Genomic DNA, 22,900 nt, shown 5'->3' on the forward strand with positions numbered 1-22,900 from the left:
CATGAAGAAGACCACACTTGCCCTGGCAGCGGCCTTGCTGCTGCCGTTGATGGCCCATGCACAGGATACGCAGGACGCGCAGATCGAACGCAAGGTCGCCGCGCTGATGAAGCAGATGACGGTGGCCGAGAAGGTCGGCCAGCTGCACCAGCTGTCCGGCCGCCTGTTCACCGGCCCGACCAGCAGCGACTATGCTGCCAAGCTGGCCGATATCCGCCTCGGCAAGGTCGGCTCCATGCTCAACATCAAAGGCGTGGCCGACACGCGCGAGATCCAGGCGCTGGCATTGCAATCGCGGCTGCACATTCCGCTGCTGTTTGGCCAGGACGTGATCCACGGCTACCACACCGTGTTCCCCGTGCCGCTGGGCGAGTCGGCGTCGTGGGACATGGAGGCGATCGAACAGTCGGCCCACATCGCCGCACGCGAGGCCGCAGCAGCGGGCATCCACTGGACCTTCGCGCCGATGGTGGACATCGCACGCGATCCGCGCTGGGGCCGCGTGATGGAAGGCGCGGGCGAGGATACCTTCCTCGGCTCCGCCATCGCCCGCGCACGCGTGCACGGCTTCCAGGGCAAGCAGCTGGGCGCCACCGATTCCGTGATGGCCACCGCCAAGCACTTCGCCGCCTACGGTGCGGCCGTGGCGGGCCGCGACTACAACGCGGTCGACATGAGCAACCAGCAGCTGTTCGAAGTCTACCTGCCGCCGTTCAAGGCAGCACTGGATGCAGGCGCCGCGACCTTCATGAACTCCTTCAACACGCTGAACGGCATACCGGCCACCGGCAATGTGTTCCTTCAGCGTGATATCCTGAAGGGCAGCTGGAACTTCAAGGGCTTCGTCGTCAGCGACTGGGGCTCGGTGCGCGAGATGGTCCCGCATGGCTATGCCGCCGACCTGGCTGACGCTTCGGTCAAGGCCATCAACGCCGGCAGCGACATGGACATGGAGAGCTACGCCCACATCAAGCACCTTGAGGATGCCGTCAAATCCGGCAGGGTGAAAATGAAGACGTTGGATGATGCCGTCTACCGCATCCTGTACAAGAAGTTCGAGCTGGGCCTGTTCGACGATCCATACCGCTACTCGGTCGCCGCCCGCGAGAAAGCCGTGCTGGCCGACCCGTCGCACCGTGTCGCTGCACTGGACGTGGCGCAAAAATCGCTGGTGCTGCTGAAGAATGCCGCCAAGACTTTGCCGCTGTCGCGCGCCGCGCAGAAGATCGCCGTCATCGGACCGCTGGCCGATGCTAAGCGCGACCTTGAAGGCGGCTGGGTAGTGGAGGGCGACCGCGCCCCCGTGGTCAGCATCCTCGAAGGCATCCGCAGCCACGCCGGCAAGGCGGATGTCAGCTACGCGCAGGCTTGCGATAACCGCTGCACCGGCACCGAAGGCTTTGCCGACGCCGTCGCCGCAGCAACCCGTGCGGACGTGGTGGTGCTGGTCGTCGGCGAGACCTGGGACTTGAGCGGCGAAGCCAAGTCGCGCACCGACATCACGCTGCCAGGCCATCAGGAGCAGCTGTTCGCGGCGCTGAAGGCGACCGGAAAACCGGTCGTGGTGGTGATGCTGGCCGGCCGTCCGCTGGTGTTCAACCCCATCGCCGACCAGGCGGACGCCATCGTCTACGCCTGGTTCCCGGGCAGCGAGGGTGGCAACGCCGTCGCCAATGTGCTGTTCGGCGACTACAACCCGTCGGGCAAGCTGCCGATCACCTTCCCGCGCAGCGTAGGTCAGATTCCGCTGTCCTATGCGCAGTACAACACCGGCCGTCCCGTCACCGACGAGAAGAACGTGGTCTACAAATCGGCCTACATCGACTCCGTCAACACGCCGCGCTACGCCTTCGGCCATGGCCTCAGCTACACCGATTTCAAATACTCCGGCCTGACGATCAGCAGCAAGGCGATGTCGCCGTCGCAGCAGGTCACGCTGTCGTTCGACCTGGCCAACACCGGCAAGGCCGAGGGCACCGAGATCGTGCAACTCTATCTGCGCGACCTGGTCGCCTCGGTGGTGCGGCCGGTGAAGGAGTTGAAGGGCTTCCAGAAGATCCACCTGCTGCCGGGCGAACAGCGCCGCGTGAGCTTCACGATAGACCGCGAGCTGCTGTCGTTCTTTAACAGCCAGCTGGTATGGGGCGCGGAGGCCGGCGACTTCAAGCTGATGGTCGGCAGCGCCTCCGACGATATTCGCCTTGAGGGCGCAGTCACGCTGCTGCCATCCAAATAACCAGAACCACCGGACACCGAACCATGACCACCACTCGTCAATCCAGCGCCACGCCCATCGTCACCGCCATGCGCGTGATCCCGGTCGCAGGGCAGGACAGCATGCTGCTCAACCTGAGCGGCGCACACGCGCCTTACTTCACCCGCAACCTGCTGATCCTGACCGACAGCGCCGGCAACCAGGGCGTGGGCGAAGTGCCCGGTGGCGAAGCGATACGCGCCACGCTGGAAGATGCGCAGCAGCTGATCGTCGGCCAGCCGGTCGGCCAGTACAACGCGGTGCTGAACAAGGTGCGCGCGGCCTTCGCGGACCGCGACAGCGGCGGACGCGGTTTGCAGACCTTCGACCTGCGCATCGCGATCCATGCTGTTACCGCTATCGAGTGCGCGCTGCTCGATTTGCTGGGTCAATACCTGGAGGTGCCGCTGGCCGCACTCTTGGGCGACGGGCAGCAGCGCGCGCAGGTGCCGATGCTGGGCTACCTGTTCTTCATCGGCGACCGCACCCGCACCAATCTGCCGTACGCCAGCGACCCTGGCGCGGCGGACAAGTGGTCGCGCCTGCGCCATGAGCCGGCGATGGATGCCAAGGCCGTGGTGGCGCTGGCCGAAGCGGCCTATGAGCGTTACGGCTTCAAGGACTTCAAGCTGAAAGGCGGCGTGCTGCGCGGCGAGGATGAAATCGAAGCCGTCACCGCGCTGGCCGAACGCTTCCCTGACGCGCGCGTGACGCTCGATCCGAACGGCGGCTGGCTGCTGAAGGACGCGATCCGCCTGTGCCGCGACCAGGGCCACGTGCTGGCCTACGCCGAAGACCCTTGCGGCGCGGAGAACGGCTACTCGGGCCGCGAGGTGATGGCGGAATTCCGCCGCGCCACCGGCCTGCCCACCGCCACCAATATGATCGCCACCGACTGGCGCGAACTGGGTCATGCGATCCAGTTGCAGTCGGTGGATATTCCGCTGGCCGATCCGCACTTCTGGACCATGCAGGGTTCGGTGCGCGTGGCGCAGCTGTGCCATGAATGGGGCCTGACCTGGGGCTCGCATTCGAACAACCACTTCGACGTGTCGCTGGCGATGTTCACGCACGTCGCCGCCGCCGCGCCGGGCAAGATCACCGCCATCGATACGCACTGGATCTGGCAGGATGGCCAGCGCCTGACCAAGGCGCCGTTGCAGATCAAGGGCGGCATGGTCGAGGTGCCGGCCAAGGCCGGCCTGGGCGTGGAGCTGGATATGGACGAAGTCGAGGCGGCGCACCAGCGCTACCTCAACATGGGCCTGGGCGCGCGCAACGATGCGGTGGCGATGCAGTCCCTGATACCCGGCTGGAGCTTCGACGCCAAGCGTCCTTGCCTGGTGCGCTAAAACCGTCACTCCAGTGAGCGCTGCATCTCCTCGATCTCGTCCTTCAGCCAGGCGCGCAGGCGGGCGATCTTGGTCGTGCCCTCCTTGCCGGGGCTGACCACCAGCCGGTAGCCGCGCTTGTAGGGCGCGCTGAAGCAGACGATGCGCTTCAAGGCGCCGGTACGCAGGTCTTCATAGGCGATCGCGTACGAAACGAGGCTGATCCCCTGTCCCGCCAACGCCGCCTGCGCCAGCACGGCGAAATTGCTGTAGCTGCGCGAGAAATCGTACTGGCCTTTCAGGGCGCTGTTTTGCCGCAGCAGCTGTATCCATTCCTCGTTGCTGTGCTCATGCAGCAGCGGGAAGCGCTGCAGGTCCGCCAGCGTCAGCGCCTCCTGGCCGGGCGCCAGCAAGGACGGGCTGTACACCGCGACCAGCCGCTCGCGGAACAGCACTTCGGGATCGCCGTCCTCGATGGGATGGAAGCGCAGCGCGGCGTCGGTGCTGCCGTCCTCCAGGTTGGCCAGGCGGTCGCTGGAATCGATGCGGATATCCAGCTCGGGGTACAGCTTGGTGAAGCGGTGGATGCGCGGCACCAGCCATTTGATCGCCAGCGAGTGGGTGGTGGAGATGCGCAGGATTTTCTCTTCGTCGCCATCCTGCAGCGCCGCCACCTTGGTGCGCAGATCGCCCAGCGCGCGGGCTACCGTCGCCGCCAGCTCTTGCCCCTTGTCGGTCAGCGTGATGTGGCGCGGGTGGCGCACGAACAGTTCGAAACCGACCGTCTCCTCCAACTGCTTGACCTGCAGGCTGATTGCCGCCGGCGTCTTGTGCAGCTCCTGCGCGGCCAGCTTGAAACTGCCCCAGCGGGCGGCGCAATCGAAGTCGATCAGGCCGGAAAGTGAGCGCAGCGGTTTGTTCATGTCGGATTCAGGCTAAGTTTTTCTTATGCATTGATCGAATATTACTCGTTTGATCACGAGCGCATGCGGGAGGAAAATATACCTCATACGCTGATAAAACTCCATGAGCAAGAATTTATCGATATCGGCGCCACATTCGACAGGGGGTAGCCATGATCCAGATTCAGACCATCCATCAGCCATGCGTGTGCAAACCGGCTGCGCCATGCCCGGCGCCGGCGGCCAAGTTTTCGGCGGAGTTGATGCGCATGCTGGCGCAGTTGGTGATGCTGCGCTGAGCGGCCGGCGTGGCGGTGCAACAGCTACGCAACAGCTGTCAAAGACGGCAGCAGGTTTGTACAAGTTGCTCCGCATTCGGCATTTGCGCGGGCGGCGGCGGCGTGACAATCGGTGTTCCACATAAAAAAATCGGGAGACACCATGACCTTGTTACGCATCTCGGCGGCGCTCGCAGCGCTGCTGGCTACCGGCGCCGCCAGCGCCGACAATATCTCGCTGCGCCTGGCTTATGCCGATGGCCGCAGCGGCGCCGTGTTCAGCGCGCGCCATGCTGAAATCGGCGACTTCGCCCTGACGCCCGACGTGCGCGGCGAGTCGGCGGGCGCGCAGTGGCGGGTGGTGGCGCGCGATGCGCAGGGCGCCATCCTGCACCAGGTCACGGTGGCTGGCGCACAGCAGCGCCATGTCGAGGCATTCAATCCGGCGACTGGCGCCATCGACATATCCGCGACCGTGCGGCAGGCCAGTGGCACCTTCGAAGTGTCGCTGCCGTTCGATAGCGCCACCGCCAGTGTCGAGGTGCTGCCGGTGCAGGCCGCGCCGTCGCGGGGCGGCAAGAGCGCCACCGTCGCCGCTGCCGCCATCGCTCCCGCATCGCTGGCGCGCTTCGACCGCGCCACGCTGGTCAAGCTGGCTGCCTCCTCGCGCAGCGCGCGTGCCGCCGCGCTGGCGTCGACCACCAACGCGACCACCATCCTCAGCACCGGCCCGGCCGCCTCGCGCATGGACTATGTGTTCATCGGCGACGGCTACACCGCTGCGGAAATGGACAAGTGGCACGCGGACGCGAAAAAAGTCATCGACGGCTTCCTGGCCGATCCGCTGTTCGCGGCCAACCGCAACGCCTTGAACATACGGCGGGTGGACGTGGTGAGCAACCAGTCCGGCGTGGATGAACCGGACAAGGGCATCTACCGCGACACCGCGCTGGACGCCGCCTTCAACTGCTACAACATCGACCGCCTGCTGTGCGTGGATACGGACAAGGTGCACGACGTGGTCGGCTCGGTGCTGGCGCCGGACGAGCGCGACGTGATCGTCGTCGTCGCCAACTCCACGCGTTACGGCGGTTCGGGCGGCGAGGTCGCCACGCTGTCGATGGCGACGCAGTCGATCGAGATCGCGCTGCACGAGATTGGCCACACGGCGTTTTCGCTGGCCGACGAATACGACTACGGCACCTGCAGCCTGGATGGCGAGCCGGGCGAACCGGATGTGACGATGAACGGCACGCGCACTGTCAAATGGCGCAGCCTGATCTCGGCCAGCACGCCGGTGCCGACCGCTGCGGGCGTTTATCCGAACGGCACGGTGGGTGCGTTCCAGGGCGCGCAGTACTGCACCAGCGGCAAGTACCGGCCGACGGAGAACTCGCGCATGCGCACGCTGGGCTATCCATGGCATGCGGTCAACGAAGGCGCGGCGCGCAAGGTGTTCGCGCAGTACAGCGGCGGCGGTTCCGGCGTGACGCAAACCGGCACCGTCGCGGCGGGCGGCAGCATCAGCATACCCAATGTGAACCCGGGCTGGATACGGGCGGCGGCGGGCAATATCAGCTTGCAGTTGAACGGCAAGGCCGGCACCAGTTATCAGCTCTACCTGTATCAGTACGGCGATAGCGGCTGGGTGCAGGTGGCGGCCAGCGCTGGCGGGACATCGAGTCCGTCGATCTCGTACAGCGCCGGTGGCGGCTACTACTACGCGGTGGCCACCGCAGTCTCCGGCGGCGCCTACACGCTGACCTACAGCTATACCAGGCCTTAGCCGGGAGCGGTGGCGCGTTCCAGGTCGGCCGGCCACAGCATGGCCGACCTGCTAATTACTGCTGGACTTTGATGCGGATACGGGGCTTTTTGTTCGCGGCCAACGCAGCATTCAATCTAGCCTTGGCCTCACCGTACTGGTGCTCAGTTAGTAGTGTTGCTCCCAAGGGGAGGAACCAGCCGACGACGCACTTATTATCAAGCAGAGAAATCTGAATATGTGTGCTGACATGAAACCCTGATGTGGGAGCGACTTTATCCCCTTGATGGAAGGCCGCCCGAACCGCTTGGAATGATGGACGTGGTGGTTGTTGCGATGCCCGCGCCTGATGGAGCCAGGTGAATACTGCATTATCTAAGACACGGTAAATAACGTCGGTATCGGTATCGCTGGCTGGTCTATTTTCTGGCACTGGCGTTCCGGTCACTGTAAGGCCTGCAGTGAATGCCTGATATGCCGAGCTGAACTCTTTGATACCTGCTTGCGTGGTCATATCAAGCCAATCTTGAACTTGCAACACGGCGCCTACGGCAGCTGGAGTCGCGATAGGCTTCGCGGTGTAACGCCTTTCAGGATTAAGATGGGACGCTTGAGCAAACAACAGTGCGCGTTCGAAATCGCCTTCAAAAAAATATGCTCCAGGACCTAACCAGTCATATCGGTTGTCGCTGTGATGAAGATGCTGCTGGCGGCCGCTGACCAGATCGTCACGCGTTGTGATGTCGCAGCCGTGATAGGCGACGAGGGCGGTACTTGAATTCACTTGAACCTACGCGTCAGATTGCCGGCGCGGGTAATGATGCCTGCTTGCAGCGCAACCTTTGCAGCTTGTTCGGCGGACATTGCGTAGGGGTTCGTTGCTGGCGCGGATGTGGGGCCAACCTTGACTCCATAGCGCTTGGCGATTGAATCAACAACAGCAGAGAATTCCTTTTGTTGGGTGGTACGCACATCTTTGCTTTCGAGCGGCTTGCCTTTCGGTTTTGCCTGCACGGAGTTCGCAGCCTTGGCTTTGGTTTTCGATGTGGTCATGTCACGATTCTCCCGTAGCACGCATAGGGAAGCAATTCGGGCGGTGTACTTAGTTCGATGGTAGTGTGGCGCGCTCTAGCTCCCCGAGCCAGTGTACCGCTTCTTCGCGGCTCGTGCCGCACATCTCGGCCGAGGGTTGCAGGCCGCCGCAGAAGGCTGGACGCTCGGGGCGGCCGAAGATCTTGCAGCGGTTGTCGTCGGCCAGCTGGATGCAGCGCACGCCCGCCGGTTTGCCGTCGGGCATACCGGGTATCGGGCTGGTGATGGAGGGCGCCGTGCAGCACGCGCCGCAGTTCGGACGACAGTCCAGTGCTGGGATGGTTTTCATAGGGGCGTTATTTTACGCCCCTTTTTCTCCGGCCAGCCATTTTGCGATCGACGCTGCCACCCATGGGCCGTCGTCCAGCGGCAGGTCGTGGCCGGCGTCGGGATGCAGCGCCAGCGGCGCGTCCCACGCCTGCGCCAGCCGCAGCGAACAGCGGTGGTCGACCAACTGGTCGCCGGCGCTGGCCAGTATCAGCAGCGGCACGTCCGGCCGCAGCGCCGGCGCGCGGAAGCGGGCGGCGGACCACAGCTGGCGCAGCGCGTTGGCGCGCGTGACGGGATACTCGCGCTGGTAATCCTGCCAGCGTTGCAGCAGGCCCGCGCGTTCGGCGGCGTCGCCGGCGCGGCTGGTCAGGCGCAGGATCAGGCGCTCCTGGTTTTCCATGCCGCCGCACAGTATCTGCTTGACGATGGATGGATAGTTCTGCCAGCGCAGCCGCTGGTGAAAGCGGCTGTACGGCCGCATGCTGGTGTTGATCAGCGCGCAGCGCTCCACCTCGTCAGGATAGCGGCTGCACCATTCCACCGCCGCCATGCCGCCCAGCGACAAGGCCAGCAACGAGTAGGGCGGTTCGATGCCGCGCGCGCGCAGCTCGCGCCGGCAGTACTCCACCATCTGCGCGACCTGCGTGGCGCTGCGCACGGCGTGGCGTTCGCCGTTGCCCGGCAGGTCGGGCGTGACGATGGCGGCATCCGGCAGCGCGGCGGCCAGTTGGCCGGGGAAGCGCCCCCAATGACGCTGTTCGCGCATCAGGCCGCGCAGCAGTATCCAGTTGCTCATGCGTCGTACCACTGCGCCAGCGCGCGGCGGTGGTGGACCTTGCGCGCCATCCCTTCCGGCATCCAGCGTCCGTGGCTGCTGGCCGCGCGCATCAGGAAGTCGAACCAGATCAGGTGGCGCCGCAGCACCCGCTGCAGGCGGTGCTTGGCGGTCGGGTTGAAGATGGCGATGCGGTCGAAGATCTGGCGCGGATTCTTCTTCACCCACAGCCACGAGCCCATCTCCAGCGTCAGCGGCAGGAACACGCGTTCGCTGTAGCTGGTGCCGTTCAAATACAGGTAGTCCCACAGGTCGCCGTGCGTGCGGTACTGGCGGCTCTGCGGCTCGAACACGTAGTTGTGGTTGGGGTAGCTCTGGCTGAACAGCTGCTCCAGGGCGCCGATGTCGGCCAGGTGCGGTATCGGCGCCGTGGTGTGCGCGTGCGGGAACCAGATGCGGTCGCGCAGGCCGAAGCCCGAGTGGCAATCGAGCGCCATGCTGAACTGGCGCGTCAGCAGTTCGCGCTCGACCAGCTCGCAGACTGCCTGGCTTTCCGCTTCCATCGGCGCGCCGGCGCGGCCGCGGTACCAGGGCAGGTGGTGGCTGAAGCGCTGGCCGCCCAGCATGAACGGTACCTTGTCGACGGCGCTCAGCGGCGCGTTGCGCATCAGGTCCACGCCCTGCGGGTTGCAGCGCGTGGCTTGCCACATGCCGCCCGGATTCACCAGCGGCATGAACACCAGCCGCATCGATTCGAGCTGCTGGTGCAGCGTGCTGTCCCAGCGCAGCCGCGCCAGCAGGCTTTCCATGAAGGACAGGATGACCTGGGTGCCGATGCGCTCCAGGCCGTGGATGCCGCCGAAGAAGCCCAGCGCCGGCACGTCCGGGCTGGGATTGCCGAGCGCGATGGAGTACACCGGGAATTCGCGGCCGTCCATCGCCACCGTGCAGGAGGTGCCCACTTCCAGATGCCGCCCGCCTTCGTCGATCAGGCGTTTCAGGGTGATCAGTTCGGGCAGGTTCTTCTCGGGCATGGAGGCGGACGCAGAAAGAGGTGATCGACAGTGTAGCCCACTCGCTGCCGCTTGGCGATTCGTATAAGTGTTAAGCATCTGTTAATGTTATGCTTCGAGCACTTCATCGTAGGAACCCAAGGGAGACAGAGTTGAAAGCAGCTGCAGTTATTCGCCACACCATCTTCGGCGCCGCGCTGGCGCTGACCGTCGCCGCCGCGATGGCGCAGAACGGCGTATCCAACCACACGCCGTCCGAGAAAATCTCGGTCGGCACCATGTCCATCCTGGCCGCGCCGGTGGTCAGCGTGGCCGCTTCGGGCAATGGCGATTCCGGCCCGGCCGCCGGCTCGGCGGCGGTGGTCATCGGCGGTGCCTATGTCGTCAGCGGCGTGGCGCAGAGCGTGGCGGGCGGGGTCGAGGTCGTGCTGACCTCGGTCGGCTCGGCGGCCAAGCTGTCGGTCAAGCTGGCCGGCAAGACGGTCGATGCGATCGGCCTGTCGGTGGGCACGACGGTGCAGGTGGTGTCGGAAACCACCGGCACGCTGCTGGTCGCTTCCGGCAAGGTGCTGGCCTTCATTCCCAACGCACTGGGCGAGGCGCTGTTGTCGCAAAAACGCCTGCCGCCGCAATGAGCGCGCGCACGCTGCTGGGCGCGGCCGCCATGATCGCCACCTTGGCCGCCGCGCCGGCCCATGCCGGCCGCTCCTGCGAAGAGCATCCGCTGACGCAGACCGCGCTGAGCGAGGCGCTGAGCACCGGCCAGGCCTTGCAGACAGCGCTGGACGCCAGTGGCAGCGATGTGGTGCTGATCGCGCGCCAGGGACAGGACTTGTCGAAGTACGGCTTGAAGTACAGCCACGCCGGCCTGGCGTTCCGCAGCGCGCCGGAGCAGCCGTGGCGCGTGTATGAATTGCTCAACGACTGCGGCACCGCCGATTCCGCGCTGTGGGTCGACGGCCTGGCGAACTTCTTCCTGGAGAACCCGTTCACGCTCGATGCGTTGATGATCGTGCCGCCGCCGAAGGTGGCCGCCAAACTGGGCGAAGTGCTGCGCGATCCGGCGGCGCTGCATGGCTTGCACGGCAGCCGCTACAGCATGGTCGCCTATCCGTTCTCGACCAAATACCAGAACTCCAACCAGTGGGTGCTGGAGCTGCTGGCGTCGGCCGAGGCCAGCGACTTCCGCATCCGCACGCGCGAGCAGGCGCAGTCGTGGCTGAAGATGGCCGGCTACACGCCGACCGAGATGCATATCGGTCCGCTGACGCGCTTGGGCGGGCGCGTGTTCAAGGCCAATATCGCCTTCGACGACCATCCGAGCGCGCTGCGTTTTTCCGACCGCATCAACGCCGTCACCGTCGATTCGATGCTGGCCTTTCTGCGCGCGCGCGACGAGGGCTGGCGCGTGCAGGAGCTCAAGGGACGGCGCTGACCGCCTCTCTCGCCTAGCCTATTGCAATTGTCGCTCATGCGTTTCATTATCTGGGGGCGAAGCGCATCACCCATGCCAGGCGGGCGCCTGGTCTTCTGTTCATTTATTTTTTAGGGAATTTCATGACCACTATTGCGATCGTCTATTTCAGCGGCTACGGCCACACCGTTAAACAGGCCGAGGCCGTGCAAGAGGGCGCCGCCGGCGTCTCCGGCGCCGAGGTGCAGGTGTTCCGCATCGACCAGAACGGCGACCTGTCCGAGGATGCGCTGGCCGCCATCGGCAAGGCCGACGCCATCATCTACGGCAGCCCGACCTATATGGGCGGCCCGGCCTGGCAGTTCAAGAAGTTCGCCGACAAGTCGTCGGCCGCCTGGTTCGGCCAGGGCTGGAAGAACAAGGTCGCCGCCGGCTTCACCAATTCGGCCTCGGTCAACGGCGACAAGTTCTCGACGATCCAGTATTTCTGGACGCTGGCCATGCAGCACAGCCAGATCTGGGTGGGCACCGGCGTGATGCCGTCGAATAAGAAGGAACACGGCCCGTCCGACGTCAACTGGACCGCCGGCTTCGGCGGCGCGCTGGCGATCTCGCCGTCCGACGCTTCGGCCGAAGAAGCTCCGCGCAGCGGCGACCTGGAAACCGCCCGCCTGCTGGGCAAACGGGTTGCCGAACTGGCCGCCCGCCTGGCCTGACCGTTCATCCCGCAGCCTGCTCGCCGGCGCCCCTTATTTGTGAGGTCTGAGCCGGGGCGAGGCTGCGTCCATCGTCTCCAGGAACCAGTCGCGCAGGCGGACCACGTCTGCGCGGCTGTCCAGTTCCGGCGCGCAGACAAAATGATAGGCGTCTCCCGCCAGGGTCTGCTCGAAGGGCATGGCCAGCAAGCCTTCCGCCAGGGCATCCGCCACCAGCACCACACTGACCAGCACCACGCCATTGCCGGCGATGGCGGCCTGTATCGCATGCATGCCGTCTGTGAAGCGCAAGCCGCTGCCGGTATCGACGCCGGTGATGCCGGCCTGCGCGCACCAGCGTTCCCAGTCGGGCAGCGGCAGCGGCGCGGTGCGGCCGTCGATGTGGATCAGGCGCGCGCGCCGCAGGTCGCCGGCGCTGCGGATGTGCAGGCCAGGGCTGCACACCGGCGCGTAGCGGTCCGCCGCCAATGGCGTGGCGGCCACGCCGGCGAACGGCCCCTTGCCGTAGCGGATGGCGATATCCACCGCTCCTTGCCGCAGCGGGACCACCGCGTCGGACGCGTGCAGGCGCAGATCCAGTTCGGGGAACAGGGCCTGGATCTGTCCCAGCCGCGGCACCAGCCAGTGGCTCAGGAAGGCGGTGGTCGACGACAGCGTCAGCTGCTGCCCACGCTGGCCGTGGCGCAGATCGTCCGCGACCCGGAGGATGCCGTCGAAGGCGCTGACCGTGGCTTCGTACAGGCGGCGTCCGTCCGCCGTCAGGCTGACCGAGCGCGGCGTGCGGTCCAGCACGCGGACGCCGAGATGGGCTTCGAGTTGGCGTATCTGATGGCTGATGGCCGTCGGCGTCACAAACAACTCGGCGGCCGCAGCCTTGAAGCTGGACAGCCTGGCCGTCGCTTCAAACGCGCGCAAGGAAGCCAGCGGTGGCAGGCCACGAAAGGTCATGATGAATCCTGGTCCGCTGGCCGTGGTGGAAAACGCGGATGGGCTGGGCGACGATGTGCTGCGCCGCATAGCCGGCGAGTTCAACCAGGCCGAGACCACCTTCCTGATGCGCAGCGAACGGGCCGACTGGAAGCTGCGCTCCTTCACAGCCAGCGGGGCGGAGGTGGGCGGGGCCGGCCACAACGCGCTGGGGGCGTGGCTGTGGCTGGGCCATCACGGCGCGCTCGGCCCGCTGGACACCCCGGCCACCTTCCATCAGGAAATCGGCGGCGAGGTTCTGCCGATCACGCTGGAACGGCGCGATGGCAGGATTTACGGCCGGATGCGGCAGGCGCCGCTCAAGCTGGGGGCGCCATTGAGTTCGCCGGATGGCCTGGCCGCCGCGCTGGGTGTCGGCATCGATCAGGTGCAGGCCTATCCGCCGCCGCGCGCGGCCGACACCGGCGCCCCGCATCTGATGGTCAGGCTGCAGGACCGGGCGGCGGTCGATCGGGTCAGGCCGTCGGCGCAACAATTGCTCGCGGTCCTGGGCCCGGCGGGCGCCGAAGGCTGCTATGTCTACGCTTTCGACGAGGCGGCGCCGGCCACCGCCTATGCGCGCTTTTTCAATCCTACCGTGGGCCTGTGGGAAGACTCCGCCACCGGCACCGCCGCCGGTCCGCTGACGGCCTATCTCGGCGAGCAAAGCTTGCTGGCGGAGCACCGCAGCCTGGTCATCGAGCAGGGCAGGCAGATGGGCCGCCCAAGCTTGCTGCATGTGCGGCTGGCGCCCGATGCCGAACTGTCCGGGACCGGCATCGTTGTTTTGCGAGGTGTGCTGAAGATTTAAGCAGGCAAGCGGCTCTCCACCCTGCCGCTTGCTTGACGCTGGACCGGCTTGCGCTTATATTAATGACTTATAAGTAAGTTAAATTGAGTACACCCATGCAAGCCCCTCAAGATACCAAGCCACGCTGGGAGCGGCGCAAGGATGCGCGGCCGCAGGAATTGCTGGCGGCGGCGCTGGACCAGTTCGTCGAGCGCGGCTATGCCGCCACGCGCCTGGAAGATGTGGCCAGGCGCGCCGGCGTGTCCAAGGGCACGCTGTACCTGTATTTCGCCAACAAGGAAGAACTGTTCAAGGCCGTGGTGCGCGAGAACATCGTGCACGCCATCGGCGAGGCCGAGCAGGACGCGGCCGTATTCGACGGCCCCAGCTCCGTGCTGCTGCGCGCCATCCTGATGAAGTGGTGGGACCAGATCTGCGCCACCCAGCTGGCCGGCATCACCAAGCTGATGCTCGCCGAAGGCAACAATTTCCCGGAGTTGGCGCAGTTTTACAACGAGGAAGTAGTCGCGCGCGGCAACGGCCTGATCGCCAGCGTGCTGGTGCGCGGCATCGGGCGCGGCGAGTTCCGCCCGGTCGATCCGGCCGTGATGACCCAGGTGCTGGTGGCCCCGGTGCTGATGCTGATGATGTGGACCCACTCCTTCATGCCGACCTGCGAGATGCCGCCCATCGACCCGCACACCTTCATGGATACGCTGATCGGCGTCACCCTGAGCGGCCTGGAAGTGGCCCAGCCGTGAGCCGCCGGCCGCGCCGTTTGCGTCAAACTTGCCAATTTGGTAGGTTCATCCCCCTTAAACTGCAGACTGTCGCAATTTCCCGCGAACCCGCCGTCATATCGTTAATATGTGCCTCGATGCCAGTTCAACGATAAAATGACGGATTATTTAATCCGACCAGAGTCATAAGATGAATATCGAACAAGCCCGCTTCAACATGATCGAACAGCAAATCCGCCCTTGGGACGTCCTGGACACGAGTGTGCTGGATCTGCTGATGGTGGTGAAACGTGAGAATTTCGTGCCGGCCGTGCACAAAGCGCTGGCGTTTGCGGATACCGAAATCCCGCTGCCGGGTGGCGTTTCCATGCTGAACCCGAAGGTGGAAGCCCGTCTGCTGCAAGACGTCAACGTCAAGAAGCATGAGAGCGTGCTGGAAATCGGCGTCGGCTCCGGCTATCTGGCGGCGCTGCTGGCGCACAAGGGCCGTCACGTGACGGCGGTGGAAGTGTCGGCGGAGCTGAAAGCGCTGGCCGAAAAGAATTTGGCCGACAACGGCGTCACCAACGTGACCGTGGAACTGGGCAATGGCGCCCAGGGCTGGAGCAACGGTGCGCCGTTCGACGTGATCGTGGTGACGGGTTCGCTGCCGGAACTGCCGCCGGCGCTGTTGCAACAATTGAAAGTGGGCGGCCGTCTGGCGGTCATCATCGGCCAGTCGCCGGCGATGAAGGCGCAGCTGGTCACCCGCACCGGCGAAGCCGGCTACGACACGCGCACCTTGTTCGAGACCGACGTCAAGCCGCTGTCCTCGGCCGTGCAGCCGTCGCAGTTCAAGTTTTAAGCGAGGCGGACCAGCATGCAGCAGATCACCGCTCTGGAACTGGCCGACTGGCTGGCGGACGATGCACGGCCCAGCCCGATGTTGCTGGACGTGCGGGAAAACTGGGAATTCGAGACCTGCCGTATCGAGGGCTCGGTGCAGATCCCGATGAATACCATACCGGCGCGCATCGACGACCTGGATGAGGATGCGGCCATCGTCTGCATCTGCCACCACGGCGCGCGCAGCCTGCAGGTGGCGGCCTTCCTGGAGCGTAATGGCTTCGGCAAGATGGTCAACCTGACCGGCGGCATCCACGCCTGGGCGCTGCAAGTCGACAGCACGATGGCCAAGTATTAAGTGCCGCGGCGCTAGAAACGAGCGCGGCGCTAAGGTAGTGTGTTTTTGATTTGATCAACTTTTTTGATGACTCCAACGGAGAATGCAATGCAGAGACCCCTTATCGCCGTGCTGATCACCAGCGCCTTCTTGACGCTCAACGCACAGGCGGCCGACCTGATCCAGGTATATCAGCAAGCGCTGGCCAACGACGCCACGTACGCCAGCGCCCGCTCGTCGCTGGCCGCCGGTCAGGAACGGATTACCCAGGGGCGCTCCGGCCTGCTGCCTACCATTGCCGCCAGCGGCAGCAATACCCGCAATAGCGGCGACCAGAGCACGTATAGCTCCCTGCTCGGCGCCTACTTGCCGAAGAACGATGCCGACAACCACGTCAATTCCTACTCGGTGCAACTGACGCAGCCGCTGTTCAACTGGGCCAGCTGGCAGACTTACCAGCAGAGCAAGCTGGCGCAGGCCACCGCCGAAGCCACCTTCGCCCAGGCCCAGCAAGACCTGATCACCCGCGTGGCGCAAGCCTATTTCGACGTGCTGACGGCGCAGGACAACCTGACCTCGACCCAGGCGCAGAAAGTGGCGACCACCGAACAGCTGGCTTCGGCCAAGCGCAACTTCGAAGTCGGCACCCAGACCATCACCGACACCCACGAAGCCCAGGCCGCATACGACCTGGTGGTGGCGCAGGAATTCGCCGCGATTAACGATCTGGACAACAAACGCACCGCGCTGCAAGTGATCGTCGGCCAGGCGCCGGGCGCGCTGGCGCCGCTGCGCACCGGCGTGACGATCAACGCGCCGTCGCCAGCCGCCGTCGAGCCGTGGGTCAACTCGGCCGAGAGCCAGAACTACGCCGTGGTCGCCGCCAAGCTGAACGTGGAAATCGCCAAGCGTGAAATCGAACGCAACCGCGCCAACCATATGCCGACCGCCAACCTGACCGCGTCCACCTCGCATCAGACGACCACCGCCCTCCAGCGCAGCAACAACAATGCTATAGGCGTCAGCTGGAATATTCCGATCTTCAACGGCTTCGCCGTCACCAGCAAGGTGCGCGAAACCATCGCCCTGGAAGACAAGGCCCGCAACGACCTGGAAGCGACCAAGCGCGCCGCCTCGCAGAACGCCCGTTCGGCCTACCTGGGCATGAACAGCGGCCTGGCGCAGGTCAAGGCGCTGGAAGCGGCCGAGGTGTCGAGCAAGTCCTCGCTGGATTCGAACAAGCTGGGCTACCAGGTTGGCGTGCGTATCAACATCGACGTGCTGAATGCCCAGAAGCTGTTGTATTCGACCCAGAAAGACCTGTCGAAAGCGCGCTACGACACCATCATGAACGGCCTGCGCCTGAAGTCGGCAGCCGGTTCGCTGAAGGAAGAAGACCTGGCGCCGATCAACGCGCTGCTGGTGCACTGATCCGGCAAGCCATCACAAGACGCCGGCTGGTCCGGCGTTTTTTTTCGCCTGGATTATTCGTGAGAATTGTATAGTCATAGCAAATTCCATGGATTTATTCATTTCCTTCGCTGGGTGATACTGCTTGCACACCAACCCACCGAAGGAGCAGGACCATGAAACAAGTTGCCATCGTCACCGGCGCATCGCGCGGCATCGGCGCCGCCATCGCCCGCCGCCTGGCCCGGGACGGCTATGCCGTGGTCGTCAACTATGCGGGCAACGCCGCCGAGGCCGACAAGGTGGTCGCCGCCATCGAGCAGGCCGGCGGCAGTGCCGTCGCCATCCAGGCCGACGTGGCCGACTCCGCCGCCGTGCGACGCCTGTTCGACGCCGCCATCGCCAAGCTGGGCCGGGTCGACGTGCTGGTCAACAGCGCCGGCATCATGCCGCCGGCCTTGCCGCAGCTGGCCGACACCGACGACGACACCTTCGACCGCCTGGTGGCGGTCAATCTCAAAGGCAGCTTCAACACCATGCGCGAAGCGGCGGCCCGCCTGCAGCGCGGCGGCCGCATCGTCAATTTTTCAAGCAGTGTGATCGGCCTGGCGCTGCCCGGCTACGCGGTGTACGCCGCCATCAAGGGCGCGATCGAGGTGATGACCAACATCCTGGCCAAGGAATTGCGCGGCAAGCAGATCACGGTCAACGCCGTCGCGCCCGGCCCGACCGCCACCGCGCTGTTCCTGGACGGGAAAACGCCGGAGGCCATCGACCGCCTGGCCAGGATGGCGCCGCTGGAACGGCTGGGCCAGCCGGACGATATCGCCGGCGCGGTTGCCTTCCTGGCCGGCGGCGACGGCGGCTGGGTCAACGGCCAGACGCTGCGCGCCAACGGCGGCCTGGTGTAACAGCGCGGATCGGCCGTGGCCGGCTTACAGGCCGGCGCCCTGGCCGTCGAAGCTGCGTTCGATCAGCTCGATCTTGTAGCCGTCCGGATCGGTGACGAAGGCGATCACCGTCGAGCCGCCCTTGACCGGGCCCGGCTCGCGCGTGACGGCGCCGCCGTTGGCCTTGACCGCCGTGCAGGCGCTGACGATGTCGTCGGCGGAAATGGCGATGTGGCCGTAGGCGGTGCCCAGCTCGTAGCTGGTCTGGCCGTAGTTGTAGGTCAGCTCCAGCTCGGCGTGCTCCGGGTTGGAGCCGTAGCCGAGGAAGGCCAGCGTGTACTGGTACTCGGGATTGTCGCTGGTGCGCAGCAGCTTCATGCCGAGTACCTTGGTGTAGAAATCGATCGAGCGCTGGAGGTCGCCGACCCGCAGCATGGTGTGCAGAATACGCATCGTGGTCTTTCGTGGGAACGGATAAACCAGGATTCTATGCGTTTTGCCGCAACCCTGCCCAGCTCTCCAGCCGCGTCTCCAGCGTGACGGTGGCCGTGGTGCTGAGGTTTTGCGCCGTCAGGCCGGCCTCGGCCAGGATGCCGGACAGCGCCATCGTGAAGCAGCCCGCGTGCGCGGCGCCGATCAGCTCTTCCGGATTGGTGCCGGGGCCGTCTTCAAGGCGCGAGTGAAAGCCGTACTCGACCCCGTCGAGCACGCCGCTTTGCGTGGATATCCTGCCGCCGCCGTCTTTCAGACCGCCGCTCCATACTGCCGAACCTGTGTGTTTGCTGCTCATGATGGTCACTCCTTATTGGCTTGCGGTTGCATGAGCCGTGCTGGCCGGCAGCACGGGATAGGTCTGGGTCCATGCCGCTGGCGTGGCCAGCAGGGTGGCAATGGCCGCTTGCATGGATTTCATGAGGACGCCGGTCAGTCGCGTTTGCTGCCGGGTTGCGGCTGGGCGGTGGCGGGCGTGGGGCCGGGGGCGCGGGTTTTTTCCACGCCGGGCTGGTTGTGCAGGTCGGTGTCGACCAGGCCGCGTTCGATGTCGCTGGCGGCCTGCTTCATGACGTTGCGCGGCTTGGCATCCTGGGCATCGGGCGCTTCATCGCGCTCGTGCGGCAAGCGCTTGACGCCGTCGTTCTCCACCTTGGCGTCCGTATTGACGTGCGCGTCTTTCATGGCGTCCTCCCGATGCTGTGGTCGAAAGCCATCTTAACCAGTTGTTTTTTCCTCGGTCGCCACATTGAATTCCGACAACTATCAACTGAAGTCGTTTATCATTTCTACACTTTTTTCCACGCCTTAAACGATCAGGAAGTTTGCATGAGCACTGCTGTGAATCTGGAACACGACGCCCACGCGGCGCCGGCCAATTGCCCCAACTGCGAGGCGGTGGTCAGCGGCCACTATTGCTCGAACTGCGGCCAGGAAGCCATCCTGCACCACGCCAGCACGCGCGAGTTCCTGCACGAGTTCGTCGGCCATTACGTGGCGCTGGAAGGCAAGCTGTGGGGCACGGTGATGCGCCTGCTGTTCCGCCCCGGCGCGCTGACGCTGGAATACATCCGCGGCCGCCGCGTGCGCTTCGTGCAGCCGCTGCGCCTGTACCTCACGCTGAGTTTGCTGTTCTTCGCGATCATGAAGTTCACCGGCGGTTTCGATCCGGGCTCGGACGAGAGCAAGCCGGAAACCGTGGTGGCGACGAAGGCGGCGGATGCTGCGCGCCAGGCCGCCAAGGTGCAGTCGTCGGCGGTCGAGAAGTTCAAGCCGCTGACGCCGGAAGAGCAACGCGGCAAGGCCGCCGCCGAAGAGGCGATCGACGACATGCAGAAGGACTTCAAGCTGGAAGAGTCCAGCGCCACCCCCGCCGGCGCCCTCAGCAAGGCCAAGAGCAAGATCAAAAGCAAGAGCGAAAAAGATTTCAATCTCCGCGTGATGGACCCGGACAGCGATTTCCTGGACCGCTGGCCGACGCTCAAGCATAAATGGCAGGCCTTCGAAGACCTGCCCAACGGCGAAAAGAGCAAGGTCTTCACCGAAGGCTTCTACCACTACGCGCCGTACGCGATCTTCTGCCTGATGCCGGTGTTCGCGCTGTTCCTCAAGGTGCTCTACCTGGGCTCGGGCAAGCGCTTCGGCGAGCACCTGCTGTTCGCGCTGCACACCAACGCCTTCGCCTTCTTCATCTACAGCGTGATCCTGCTGGTGCCTTCCGCCTTGGCCGGTTTCGTGCTGTGGTGCTGGCTGCTGGGCTACCTGCCGTGGGCGATGCGGCGCGTGTACGGCGGCAGCCGCTGGGGCGTGTTCTTCCGCTGGGGTACGCTGATGACCTTCTACTCGATGGCGGTCGGCCTGGCGATCCTGCTGTCGATGCTGGGCGGGATCATGAGCGTCGGCGCCCACTGAGGTCCTTGCAGTCTGGCCGCCCGCACACTATACTGCGCAAAATACTGTTTAAATGTACAGTCATAGGGCGGACGGGCGATGGCAGAAGCCTGCGTTATGGGTTACTCTGCTGCGTGTCGCCGACCTCACCCCTTTGCCGAGATTTTTATGACCGCCACGCACGCCGTTTATCAAACCATCGCACTGGTCGTGCGCCAGAATACCGACGGCATCGCCGAATCGGTGCGCAGCGTGGTCGATTTCCTGCAGCAGGACGGCTACACGGCGGTGTTTGAAGAGCAGACCGCCGCCCATCTCGGCTTCGAAATGGCCAACGTGCGGGTGATGAGCGCCACCGAAATCGGCGCCCACTGCGACGCCGCCATCGTCATGGGCGGCGACGGCACCATGCTGGGCATCGCGCGCCAGCTGGCGCCGTTCGACGTGCCGCTGATCGGCATCAACCAGGGCCGCCTGGGCTTCATGACCGACATCCCGCTCGACGCCATGCTCGACGTGCTGCCCAAGATCCTGGCCGGCCGCTACAAGGCCGAGCGCCGCACCCTGCTCGAAGGGCGCGTGATGCGCAACGGCGAAATCATTCACGTCGGCCTGGCCGTCAACGATGTCGTGGTGTCGCGCGGCGGCGGCGCCGGCATGGCCGAGCTGCGCGTCGATGTCGACGGCCACTTCATGTACAACCAGCGCTCCGACGGCTTGATCATCTCGACGCCCACCGGCTCCACCGCATACGCGCTGTCGGCCGGCGGGCCGCTGCTGCATCCGAGCCTGGGCGGCATCGTGCTGGTGCCGATCGCGCCGCACGCGCTGTCGAACCGGCCCATCGTGCTGCCCGAGTCCAGCGAGATCGTGGTGGAGATCGTGCGCGGGCGCGACATCAGCGTCAACTTCGACATGCAGACTTTCGCCAGCCTGCAGGCGCAGGACCGCATCGTCATCCAGCGCTCGCCGCATTCGATCACCTTCCTGCATCCGGAAGGCTGGAGCTACTACAACACGCTGCGCGAAAAGCTGCACTGGAACGAATATCCTTCCGGCGAAGGCAAACTCAATTAACCTCACCAGGCCTCCATGCTCCGTACTCTGTCCATCCGTGATTTCGTCATCGTCGACACCATCGAACTGGAATTCTCCGCAGGCTTCACCGTCTTCACCGGCGAGACCGGCGCCGGCAAATCGATCCTGATCGATGCGCTGACGCTGGCGCTGGGCGGCCGGGGCGACGCCAGCGTGGTGCGCGAGGGCGCGGCCAAGGCCGACATCACGGCCGATTTCGCGCTCAGCGAGCAGGCGCGCGACTGGCTGGCCGCCAACGAGTTCGCGGTGGAGGAGGGCGGTGCGCTGCTGCGCCGCGTGATCGACAACGCCGGCCGCAGCAAGGCCTACATCAACGGCATCGCGGCGACTGCGGCGCAGCTGCGCGAGATCGGCGACATGCTGGTCGACATCCACGGCCAGCACGCGCACCAGTCGCTGATGAAGACCGAGGCCCAGCGCGTGCTGCTCGACGGCCAGGCCGGCGCGGGCGGCGATGTGAAGGCGGTGTCGCTGGCATACCGGGCATGGCGCGCGCTGGCGCGGCAGCTGGAGGAGTTCGAAACCAACGCCGCCAACGTGCTGTATGAACGCGAGCGCCTGGAGTGGCAGGTCAACGAGCTGGAAAAGCTGGCCGTCAAACCGGGCGAGTGGGCCGAGATCACCAATGAGCAGAGCCGCCTGTCGCACGCCGCCAGTTTGCTGGAGGGCGCGCAGGAGGCGCTGGCCGTGATCTCGGAGGCCGAGGATCATCCCATCCTGTCGCAGCTGTCGTCGCTCAACCAGAAGCTGGGCAAGCTGGCCGGCATCGACACCGGCCTGCAAGCCATCGTCGACCTGATCGAACCGGCGCGCATCCAGCTGCAGGAAGCCGTGTATGCGCTCAACGATTACCTCGACCGCGTGGACCTCGACCCGGCGCGCCTGCGCACGGTGGAGGCGCGCATGGACGCGATCCACTCGGCGGCGCGCAAGTTCCGCGTCACCGAGGAGCAGCTGCCGGAAGAGCATGCGAAGCTGGCCGAGCGCCTGTCGCAGATCGCCGACGCCAGCGACATCGAAGGCTTGCGCAAGCAGGAGGAGAAGCTCAAGGCGGCCTACATGGAGCAGGCGCAGCGCCTGTCCGCCACGCGCGCCGTCGCGGCCCGCCAGCTGAGCGACGCCGTCACCCGCGCGATGCAGGAACTGAACATGACGGGCGGCCGTTTCGAGGTCGCGCTCAACGCCGGCGAGCCGGGCGCGCATGGCCTGGAGCAGGTGGAGTTCCTGGTGGCCGGCCATGCCGGTGTGGCGCCGCGTTCGCTGGCCAAGGTGGCATCCGGTGGCGAGCTGGCGCGCATCTCGCTGGCGATATCGGTGATCACCTCCAACGCCACCACCACGCCGACGCTGATCTTCGATGAAGTGGATAGCGGCATCGGCGGCGGCGTGGCCGAAGTCGTGGGACGCCTGCTGCGCCGCCTGGGCCAGGAGCGCCAGGTGCTGTGCGTGACGCACTTGCCGCAGGTGGCCAGCCAGGCGGGCCAGCACTTCCAGGTGGCCAAGGGCACGCTGGACAACGGCAAGACCGCCTCGCGCATCGACGTACTCGACGCCAAGGCCCGCGTCGAAGAAGTGGCGCGCATGCTGGGCGGCCTGGAAATCACCGCCACCACGCGCAAGCACGCGCGCGAATTGCTGGCCTCCTGAATCGG

The 22,900-nt window shown here is 65.2% G+C and carries 25 protein-coding genes and 1 pseudogene; 16 read left to right on the plus strand and 10 right to left on the minus strand.

The window, feature by feature from the left end:
• Position 1: 1 nt before the first annotated feature.
• Both bglX and gudD read left to right on the plus strand, forming a co-directional pair.
• Positions 2-2,236, plus strand: a complete 2,235-nt coding sequence (gene bglX / locus GEV01_RS26245; RefSeq protein WP_152808653.1) for a beta-glucosidase BglX — start codon at positions 2-4, stop codon at positions 2,234-2,236.
• A gap of 23 nt (positions 2,237-2,259) precedes the next feature.
• Complete coding sequence (gene gudD / locus GEV01_RS26250) at positions 2,260-3,606, plus strand: glucarate dehydratase (RefSeq protein ID WP_152808655.1); 1,347 nt, start codon at positions 2,260-2,262, stop codon at positions 3,604-3,606.
• 5 nt (positions 3,607-3,611) lie between these two features.
• On the opposite strand, the gene GEV01_RS26255 is transcribed toward gudD, so the two are convergent.
• The gene (locus GEV01_RS26255) at positions 3,612-4,508 is read right to left on the minus strand and encodes a LysR substrate-binding domain-containing protein (RefSeq protein ID WP_070270931.1); all 897 of its coding nucleotides are present in this window, start codon (positions 4,506-4,508) and stop codon (positions 3,612-3,614) included.
• Between the two features lie 152 nt (positions 4,509-4,660).
• On the opposite strand from GEV01_RS26255, the gene GEV01_RS31360 reads away from it, so the two are divergent.
• Both GEV01_RS31360 and GEV01_RS26260 read left to right on the plus strand, forming a co-directional pair.
• Positions 4,661-4,786 carry a hypothetical protein gene (locus GEV01_RS31360; protein ID WP_268878376.1) on the plus strand — a complete coding sequence of 42 codons (126 nt, stop codon included), beginning with the start codon at positions 4,661-4,663 and terminating at the stop codon, positions 4,784-4,786.
• Between the two features lie 142 nt (positions 4,787-4,928).
• Positions 4,929-6,551 carry a M64 family metallopeptidase gene (locus GEV01_RS26260; protein WP_152808657.1) on the plus strand — a complete coding sequence of 541 codons (1,623 nt, stop codon included), beginning with the start codon at positions 4,929-4,931 and terminating at the stop codon, positions 6,549-6,551.
• Between the two features lie 55 nt (positions 6,552-6,606).
• On the opposite strand, the gene GEV01_RS26265 is transcribed toward GEV01_RS26260, so the two are convergent.
• From GEV01_RS26265 to GEV01_RS26285, 5 genes are read right to left on the minus strand one after another with little or no spacing between them, the layout of a single operon-like run.
• On the minus strand, positions 6,607-7,314 hold the full coding sequence (locus GEV01_RS26265; protein WP_328595628.1) for a hypothetical protein: 708 nt from the start codon (positions 7,312-7,314) through the stop codon (positions 6,607-6,609).
• Positions 7,311-7,583, minus strand: coding sequence for a hypothetical protein (locus tag GEV01_RS26270; protein WP_152808659.1), 273 nt, complete (start codon positions 7,581-7,583; stop codon positions 7,311-7,313). Before GEV01_RS26270 ends, GEV01_RS26265 begins: the two co-directional genes overlap by 4 nt.
• Positions 7,584-7,632: 49 nt before the next feature.
• A complete protein-coding gene (locus tag GEV01_RS26275; RefSeq protein WP_152808661.1) occupies positions 7,633-7,911 on the minus strand; it encodes a YkgJ family cysteine cluster protein in 279 nt (92 codons plus the stop codon).
• 12 nt (positions 7,912-7,923) lie between these two features.
• Entirely contained in the window at positions 7,924-8,688 is a 765-nt protein-coding gene (locus GEV01_RS26280) for an alpha/beta fold hydrolase (protein ID WP_152808663.1), read from the minus strand.
• Positions 8,685-9,701 carry a M14 family zinc carboxypeptidase gene (locus tag GEV01_RS26285; RefSeq protein ID WP_070270935.1) on the minus strand — a complete coding sequence of 339 codons (1,017 nt, stop codon included), beginning with the start codon at positions 9,699-9,701 and terminating at the stop codon, positions 8,685-8,687. The genes GEV01_RS26280 and GEV01_RS26285 overlap by 4 nt, the downstream gene beginning before the upstream one ends.
• Before the next feature lie 131 nt (positions 9,702-9,832).
• Here GEV01_RS26285 and GEV01_RS26290 point away from each other — a divergent pair, with 131 nt between their 5' ends.
• The 3 genes from GEV01_RS26290 to GEV01_RS26300 all read left to right on the plus strand — a co-directional run bounded on the left by GEV01_RS26290 (position 9,833) and on the right by GEV01_RS26300 (position 11,810).
• Positions 9,833-10,315 (plus strand): hypothetical protein, encoded by a 483-nt coding sequence (locus tag GEV01_RS26290; protein ID WP_152808665.1) that lies wholly within the window; start codon positions 9,833-9,835, stop codon positions 10,313-10,315.
• A complete protein-coding gene (locus tag GEV01_RS26295; protein WP_152808667.1) occupies positions 10,312-11,115 on the plus strand; it encodes a DUF2145 domain-containing protein in 804 nt (267 codons plus the stop codon). The genes GEV01_RS26290 and GEV01_RS26295 overlap by 4 nt, the downstream gene beginning before the upstream one ends.
• A gap of 122 nt (positions 11,116-11,237) precedes the next feature.
• On the plus strand, positions 11,238-11,810 hold the full coding sequence (locus GEV01_RS26300; RefSeq protein WP_152808669.1) for a flavodoxin family protein: 573 nt from the start codon (positions 11,238-11,240) through the stop codon (positions 11,808-11,810).
• Between the two features lie 33 nt (positions 11,811-11,843).
• Here GEV01_RS26300 and GEV01_RS26305 read toward each other — a convergent pair whose 3' ends face one another.
• Positions 11,844-12,758 carry a LysR substrate-binding domain-containing protein gene (locus GEV01_RS26305; RefSeq protein WP_152808671.1) on the minus strand — a complete coding sequence of 305 codons (915 nt, stop codon included), beginning with the start codon at positions 12,756-12,758 and terminating at the stop codon, positions 11,844-11,846.
• Between GEV01_RS26305 and GEV01_RS26310 the strand changes: the two genes are divergently transcribed.
• The 6 genes from GEV01_RS26310 to GEV01_RS26335 all read left to right on the plus strand — a co-directional run bounded on the left by GEV01_RS26310 (position 12,757) and on the right by GEV01_RS26335 (position 17,789).
• On the plus strand, positions 12,757-13,587 hold the full coding sequence (locus GEV01_RS26310; RefSeq protein ID WP_152808673.1) for a PhzF family phenazine biosynthesis protein: 831 nt from the start codon (positions 12,757-12,759) through the stop codon (positions 13,585-13,587). The genes GEV01_RS26305 and GEV01_RS26310 overlap by 2 nt on opposite strands.
• Positions 13,588-13,682: 95 nt before the next feature.
• Complete coding sequence (locus tag GEV01_RS26315; protein ID WP_152808675.1) at positions 13,683-14,327, plus strand: TetR/AcrR family transcriptional regulator; 645 nt, start codon at positions 13,683-13,685, stop codon at positions 14,325-14,327.
• Positions 14,328-14,496: 169 nt separating this feature from the next.
• On the plus strand, positions 14,497-15,150 hold the full coding sequence (locus GEV01_RS26320) for a protein-L-isoaspartate O-methyltransferase family protein (RefSeq protein ID WP_152808677.1): 654 nt from the start codon (positions 14,497-14,499) through the stop codon (positions 15,148-15,150).
• A gap of 15 nt (positions 15,151-15,165) precedes the next feature.
• Entirely contained in the window at positions 15,166-15,489 is a 324-nt protein-coding gene (locus tag GEV01_RS26325; protein ID WP_070270945.1) for a rhodanese-like domain-containing protein, read from the plus strand.
• Between the two features lie 87 nt (positions 15,490-15,576).
• Positions 15,577-16,899 (plus strand): TolC family outer membrane protein, encoded by a 1,323-nt coding sequence (locus tag GEV01_RS26330; RefSeq protein WP_152808679.1) that lies wholly within the window; start codon positions 15,577-15,579, stop codon positions 16,897-16,899.
• Positions 16,900-17,054: 155 nt separating this feature from the next.
• The gene (locus GEV01_RS26335; RefSeq protein WP_152808681.1) at positions 17,055-17,789 is read left to right on the plus strand and encodes an SDR family oxidoreductase; all 735 of its coding nucleotides are present in this window, start codon (positions 17,055-17,057) and stop codon (positions 17,787-17,789) included.
• A gap of 24 nt (positions 17,790-17,813) precedes the next feature.
• On the opposite strand, the gene gloA is transcribed toward GEV01_RS26335, so the two are convergent.
• The 3 genes and pseudogenes from gloA to GEV01_RS26350 all read right to left on the minus strand — a co-directional run bounded on the left by gloA (position 17,814) and on the right by GEV01_RS26350 (position 18,944).
• Positions 17,814-18,221, minus strand: a complete 408-nt coding sequence (gene gloA / locus GEV01_RS26340; RefSeq protein ID WP_152808684.1) for a lactoylglutathione lyase — start codon at positions 18,219-18,221, stop codon at positions 17,814-17,816.
• 76 nt (positions 18,222-18,297) lie between these two features.
• A pseudogene (locus tag GEV01_RS26345) lies at positions 18,298-18,558 on the minus strand (OsmC family peroxiredoxin); the annotation flags it as partial.
• A gap of 134 nt (positions 18,559-18,692) precedes the next feature.
• Positions 18,693-18,944 (minus strand): hypothetical protein, encoded by a 252-nt coding sequence (locus GEV01_RS26350; protein ID WP_152808686.1) that lies wholly within the window; start codon positions 18,942-18,944, stop codon positions 18,693-18,695.
• Between the two features lie 144 nt (positions 18,945-19,088).
• On the opposite strand from GEV01_RS26350, the gene GEV01_RS26355 reads away from it, so the two are divergent.
• From GEV01_RS26355 to recN, 3 genes are all read left to right on the plus strand, one after another.
• On the plus strand, positions 19,089-20,171 hold the full coding sequence (locus tag GEV01_RS26355; RefSeq protein ID WP_152808688.1) for a DUF3667 domain-containing protein: 1,083 nt from the start codon (positions 19,089-19,091) through the stop codon (positions 20,169-20,171).
• A gap of 147 nt (positions 20,172-20,318) precedes the next feature.
• Positions 20,319-21,227, plus strand: a complete 909-nt coding sequence (locus GEV01_RS26360; RefSeq protein WP_152808691.1) for an NAD kinase — start codon at positions 20,319-20,321, stop codon at positions 21,225-21,227.
• A 15-nt stretch (positions 21,228-21,242) separates the two neighbouring features.
• The gene (recN, locus tag GEV01_RS26365; RefSeq protein WP_152808693.1) at positions 21,243-22,895 is read left to right on the plus strand and encodes a DNA repair protein RecN; all 1,653 of its coding nucleotides are present in this window, start codon (positions 21,243-21,245) and stop codon (positions 22,893-22,895) included.
• Positions 22,896-22,900: the final 5 nt, after the last annotated feature.

The organism is Rugamonas rivuli, from assembly GCF_009380165.1.
In the GTDB taxonomy this organism is placed as follows: Bacteria; Pseudomonadota; Gammaproteobacteria; order Burkholderiales; family Burkholderiaceae_D; genus Rugamonas; species Rugamonas rivuli.

Bases quoted from the DNA above. Each gene is read 5' to 3' on its own strand.
- bglX (WP_152808653.1), top strand. From the start codon at position 2: ATGAAGAAGACCACACTTGCCCTGGCAGCGGCCTTGCTGCTGCCGTTG.
- gudD (WP_152808655.1), top strand. From the start codon at position 2,260: ATGACCACCACTCGTCAATCCAGCGCCACGCCCATCGTCACCGCCATG.
- GEV01_RS26255 (WP_070270931.1), bottom strand. From the start codon at position 4,508: ATGAACAAACCGCTGCGCTCACTTTCCGGCCTGATCGACTTCGATTGC.
- GEV01_RS31360 (WP_268878376.1), top strand. From the start codon at position 4,661: ATGATCCAGATTCAGACCATCCATCAGCCATGCGTGTGCAAACCGGCT.
- GEV01_RS26260 (WP_152808657.1), top strand. From the start codon at position 4,929: ATGACCTTGTTACGCATCTCGGCGGCGCTCGCAGCGCTGCTGGCTACC.
- GEV01_RS26270 (WP_152808659.1), bottom strand. From the start codon at position 7,583: ATGACCACATCGAAAACCAAAGCCAAGGCTGCGAACTCCGTGCAGGCA.
- GEV01_RS26275 (WP_152808661.1), bottom strand. From the start codon at position 7,911: ATGAAAACCATCCCAGCACTGGACTGTCGTCCGAACTGCGGCGCGTGC.
- GEV01_RS26280 (WP_152808663.1), bottom strand. From the start codon at position 8,688: ATGAGCAACTGGATACTGCTGCGCGGCCTGATGCGCGAACAGCGTCAT.
- GEV01_RS26285 (WP_070270935.1), bottom strand. From the start codon at position 9,701: ATGCCCGAGAAGAACCTGCCCGAACTGATCACCCTGAAACGCCTGATC.
- GEV01_RS26295 (WP_152808667.1), top strand. From the start codon at position 10,312: ATGAGCGCGCGCACGCTGCTGGGCGCGGCCGCCATGATCGCCACCTTG.
- GEV01_RS26300 (WP_152808669.1), top strand. From the start codon at position 11,238: ATGACCACTATTGCGATCGTCTATTTCAGCGGCTACGGCCACACCGTT.
- GEV01_RS26310 (WP_152808673.1), top strand. From the start codon at position 12,757: ATGATGAATCCTGGTCCGCTGGCCGTGGTGGAAAACGCGGATGGGCTG.
- GEV01_RS26305 (WP_152808671.1), bottom strand. From the start codon at position 12,758: ATGACCTTTCGTGGCCTGCCACCGCTGGCTTCCTTGCGCGCGTTTGAA.
- GEV01_RS26315 (WP_152808675.1), top strand. From the start codon at position 13,683: ATGCAAGCCCCTCAAGATACCAAGCCACGCTGGGAGCGGCGCAAGGAT.
- GEV01_RS26320 (WP_152808677.1), top strand. From the start codon at position 14,497: ATGAATATCGAACAAGCCCGCTTCAACATGATCGAACAGCAAATCCGC.
- GEV01_RS26325 (WP_070270945.1), top strand. From the start codon at position 15,166: ATGCAGCAGATCACCGCTCTGGAACTGGCCGACTGGCTGGCGGACGAT.
- GEV01_RS26330 (WP_152808679.1), top strand. From the start codon at position 15,577: ATGCAGAGACCCCTTATCGCCGTGCTGATCACCAGCGCCTTCTTGACG.
- GEV01_RS26335 (WP_152808681.1), top strand. From the start codon at position 17,055: ATGAAACAAGTTGCCATCGTCACCGGCGCATCGCGCGGCATCGGCGCC.
- gloA (WP_152808684.1), bottom strand. From the start codon at position 18,221: ATGCGTATTCTGCACACCATGCTGCGGGTCGGCGACCTCCAGCGCTCG.
- GEV01_RS26350 (WP_152808686.1), bottom strand. From the start codon at position 18,944: ATGAAAGACGCGCACGTCAATACGGACGCCAAGGTGGAGAACGACGGC.
- GEV01_RS26355 (WP_152808688.1), top strand. From the start codon at position 19,089: ATGAGCACTGCTGTGAATCTGGAACACGACGCCCACGCGGCGCCGGCC.
- GEV01_RS26360 (WP_152808691.1), top strand. From the start codon at position 20,319: ATGACCGCCACGCACGCCGTTTATCAAACCATCGCACTGGTCGTGCGC.
- recN (WP_152808693.1), top strand. From the start codon at position 21,243: ATGCTCCGTACTCTGTCCATCCGTGATTTCGTCATCGTCGACACCATC.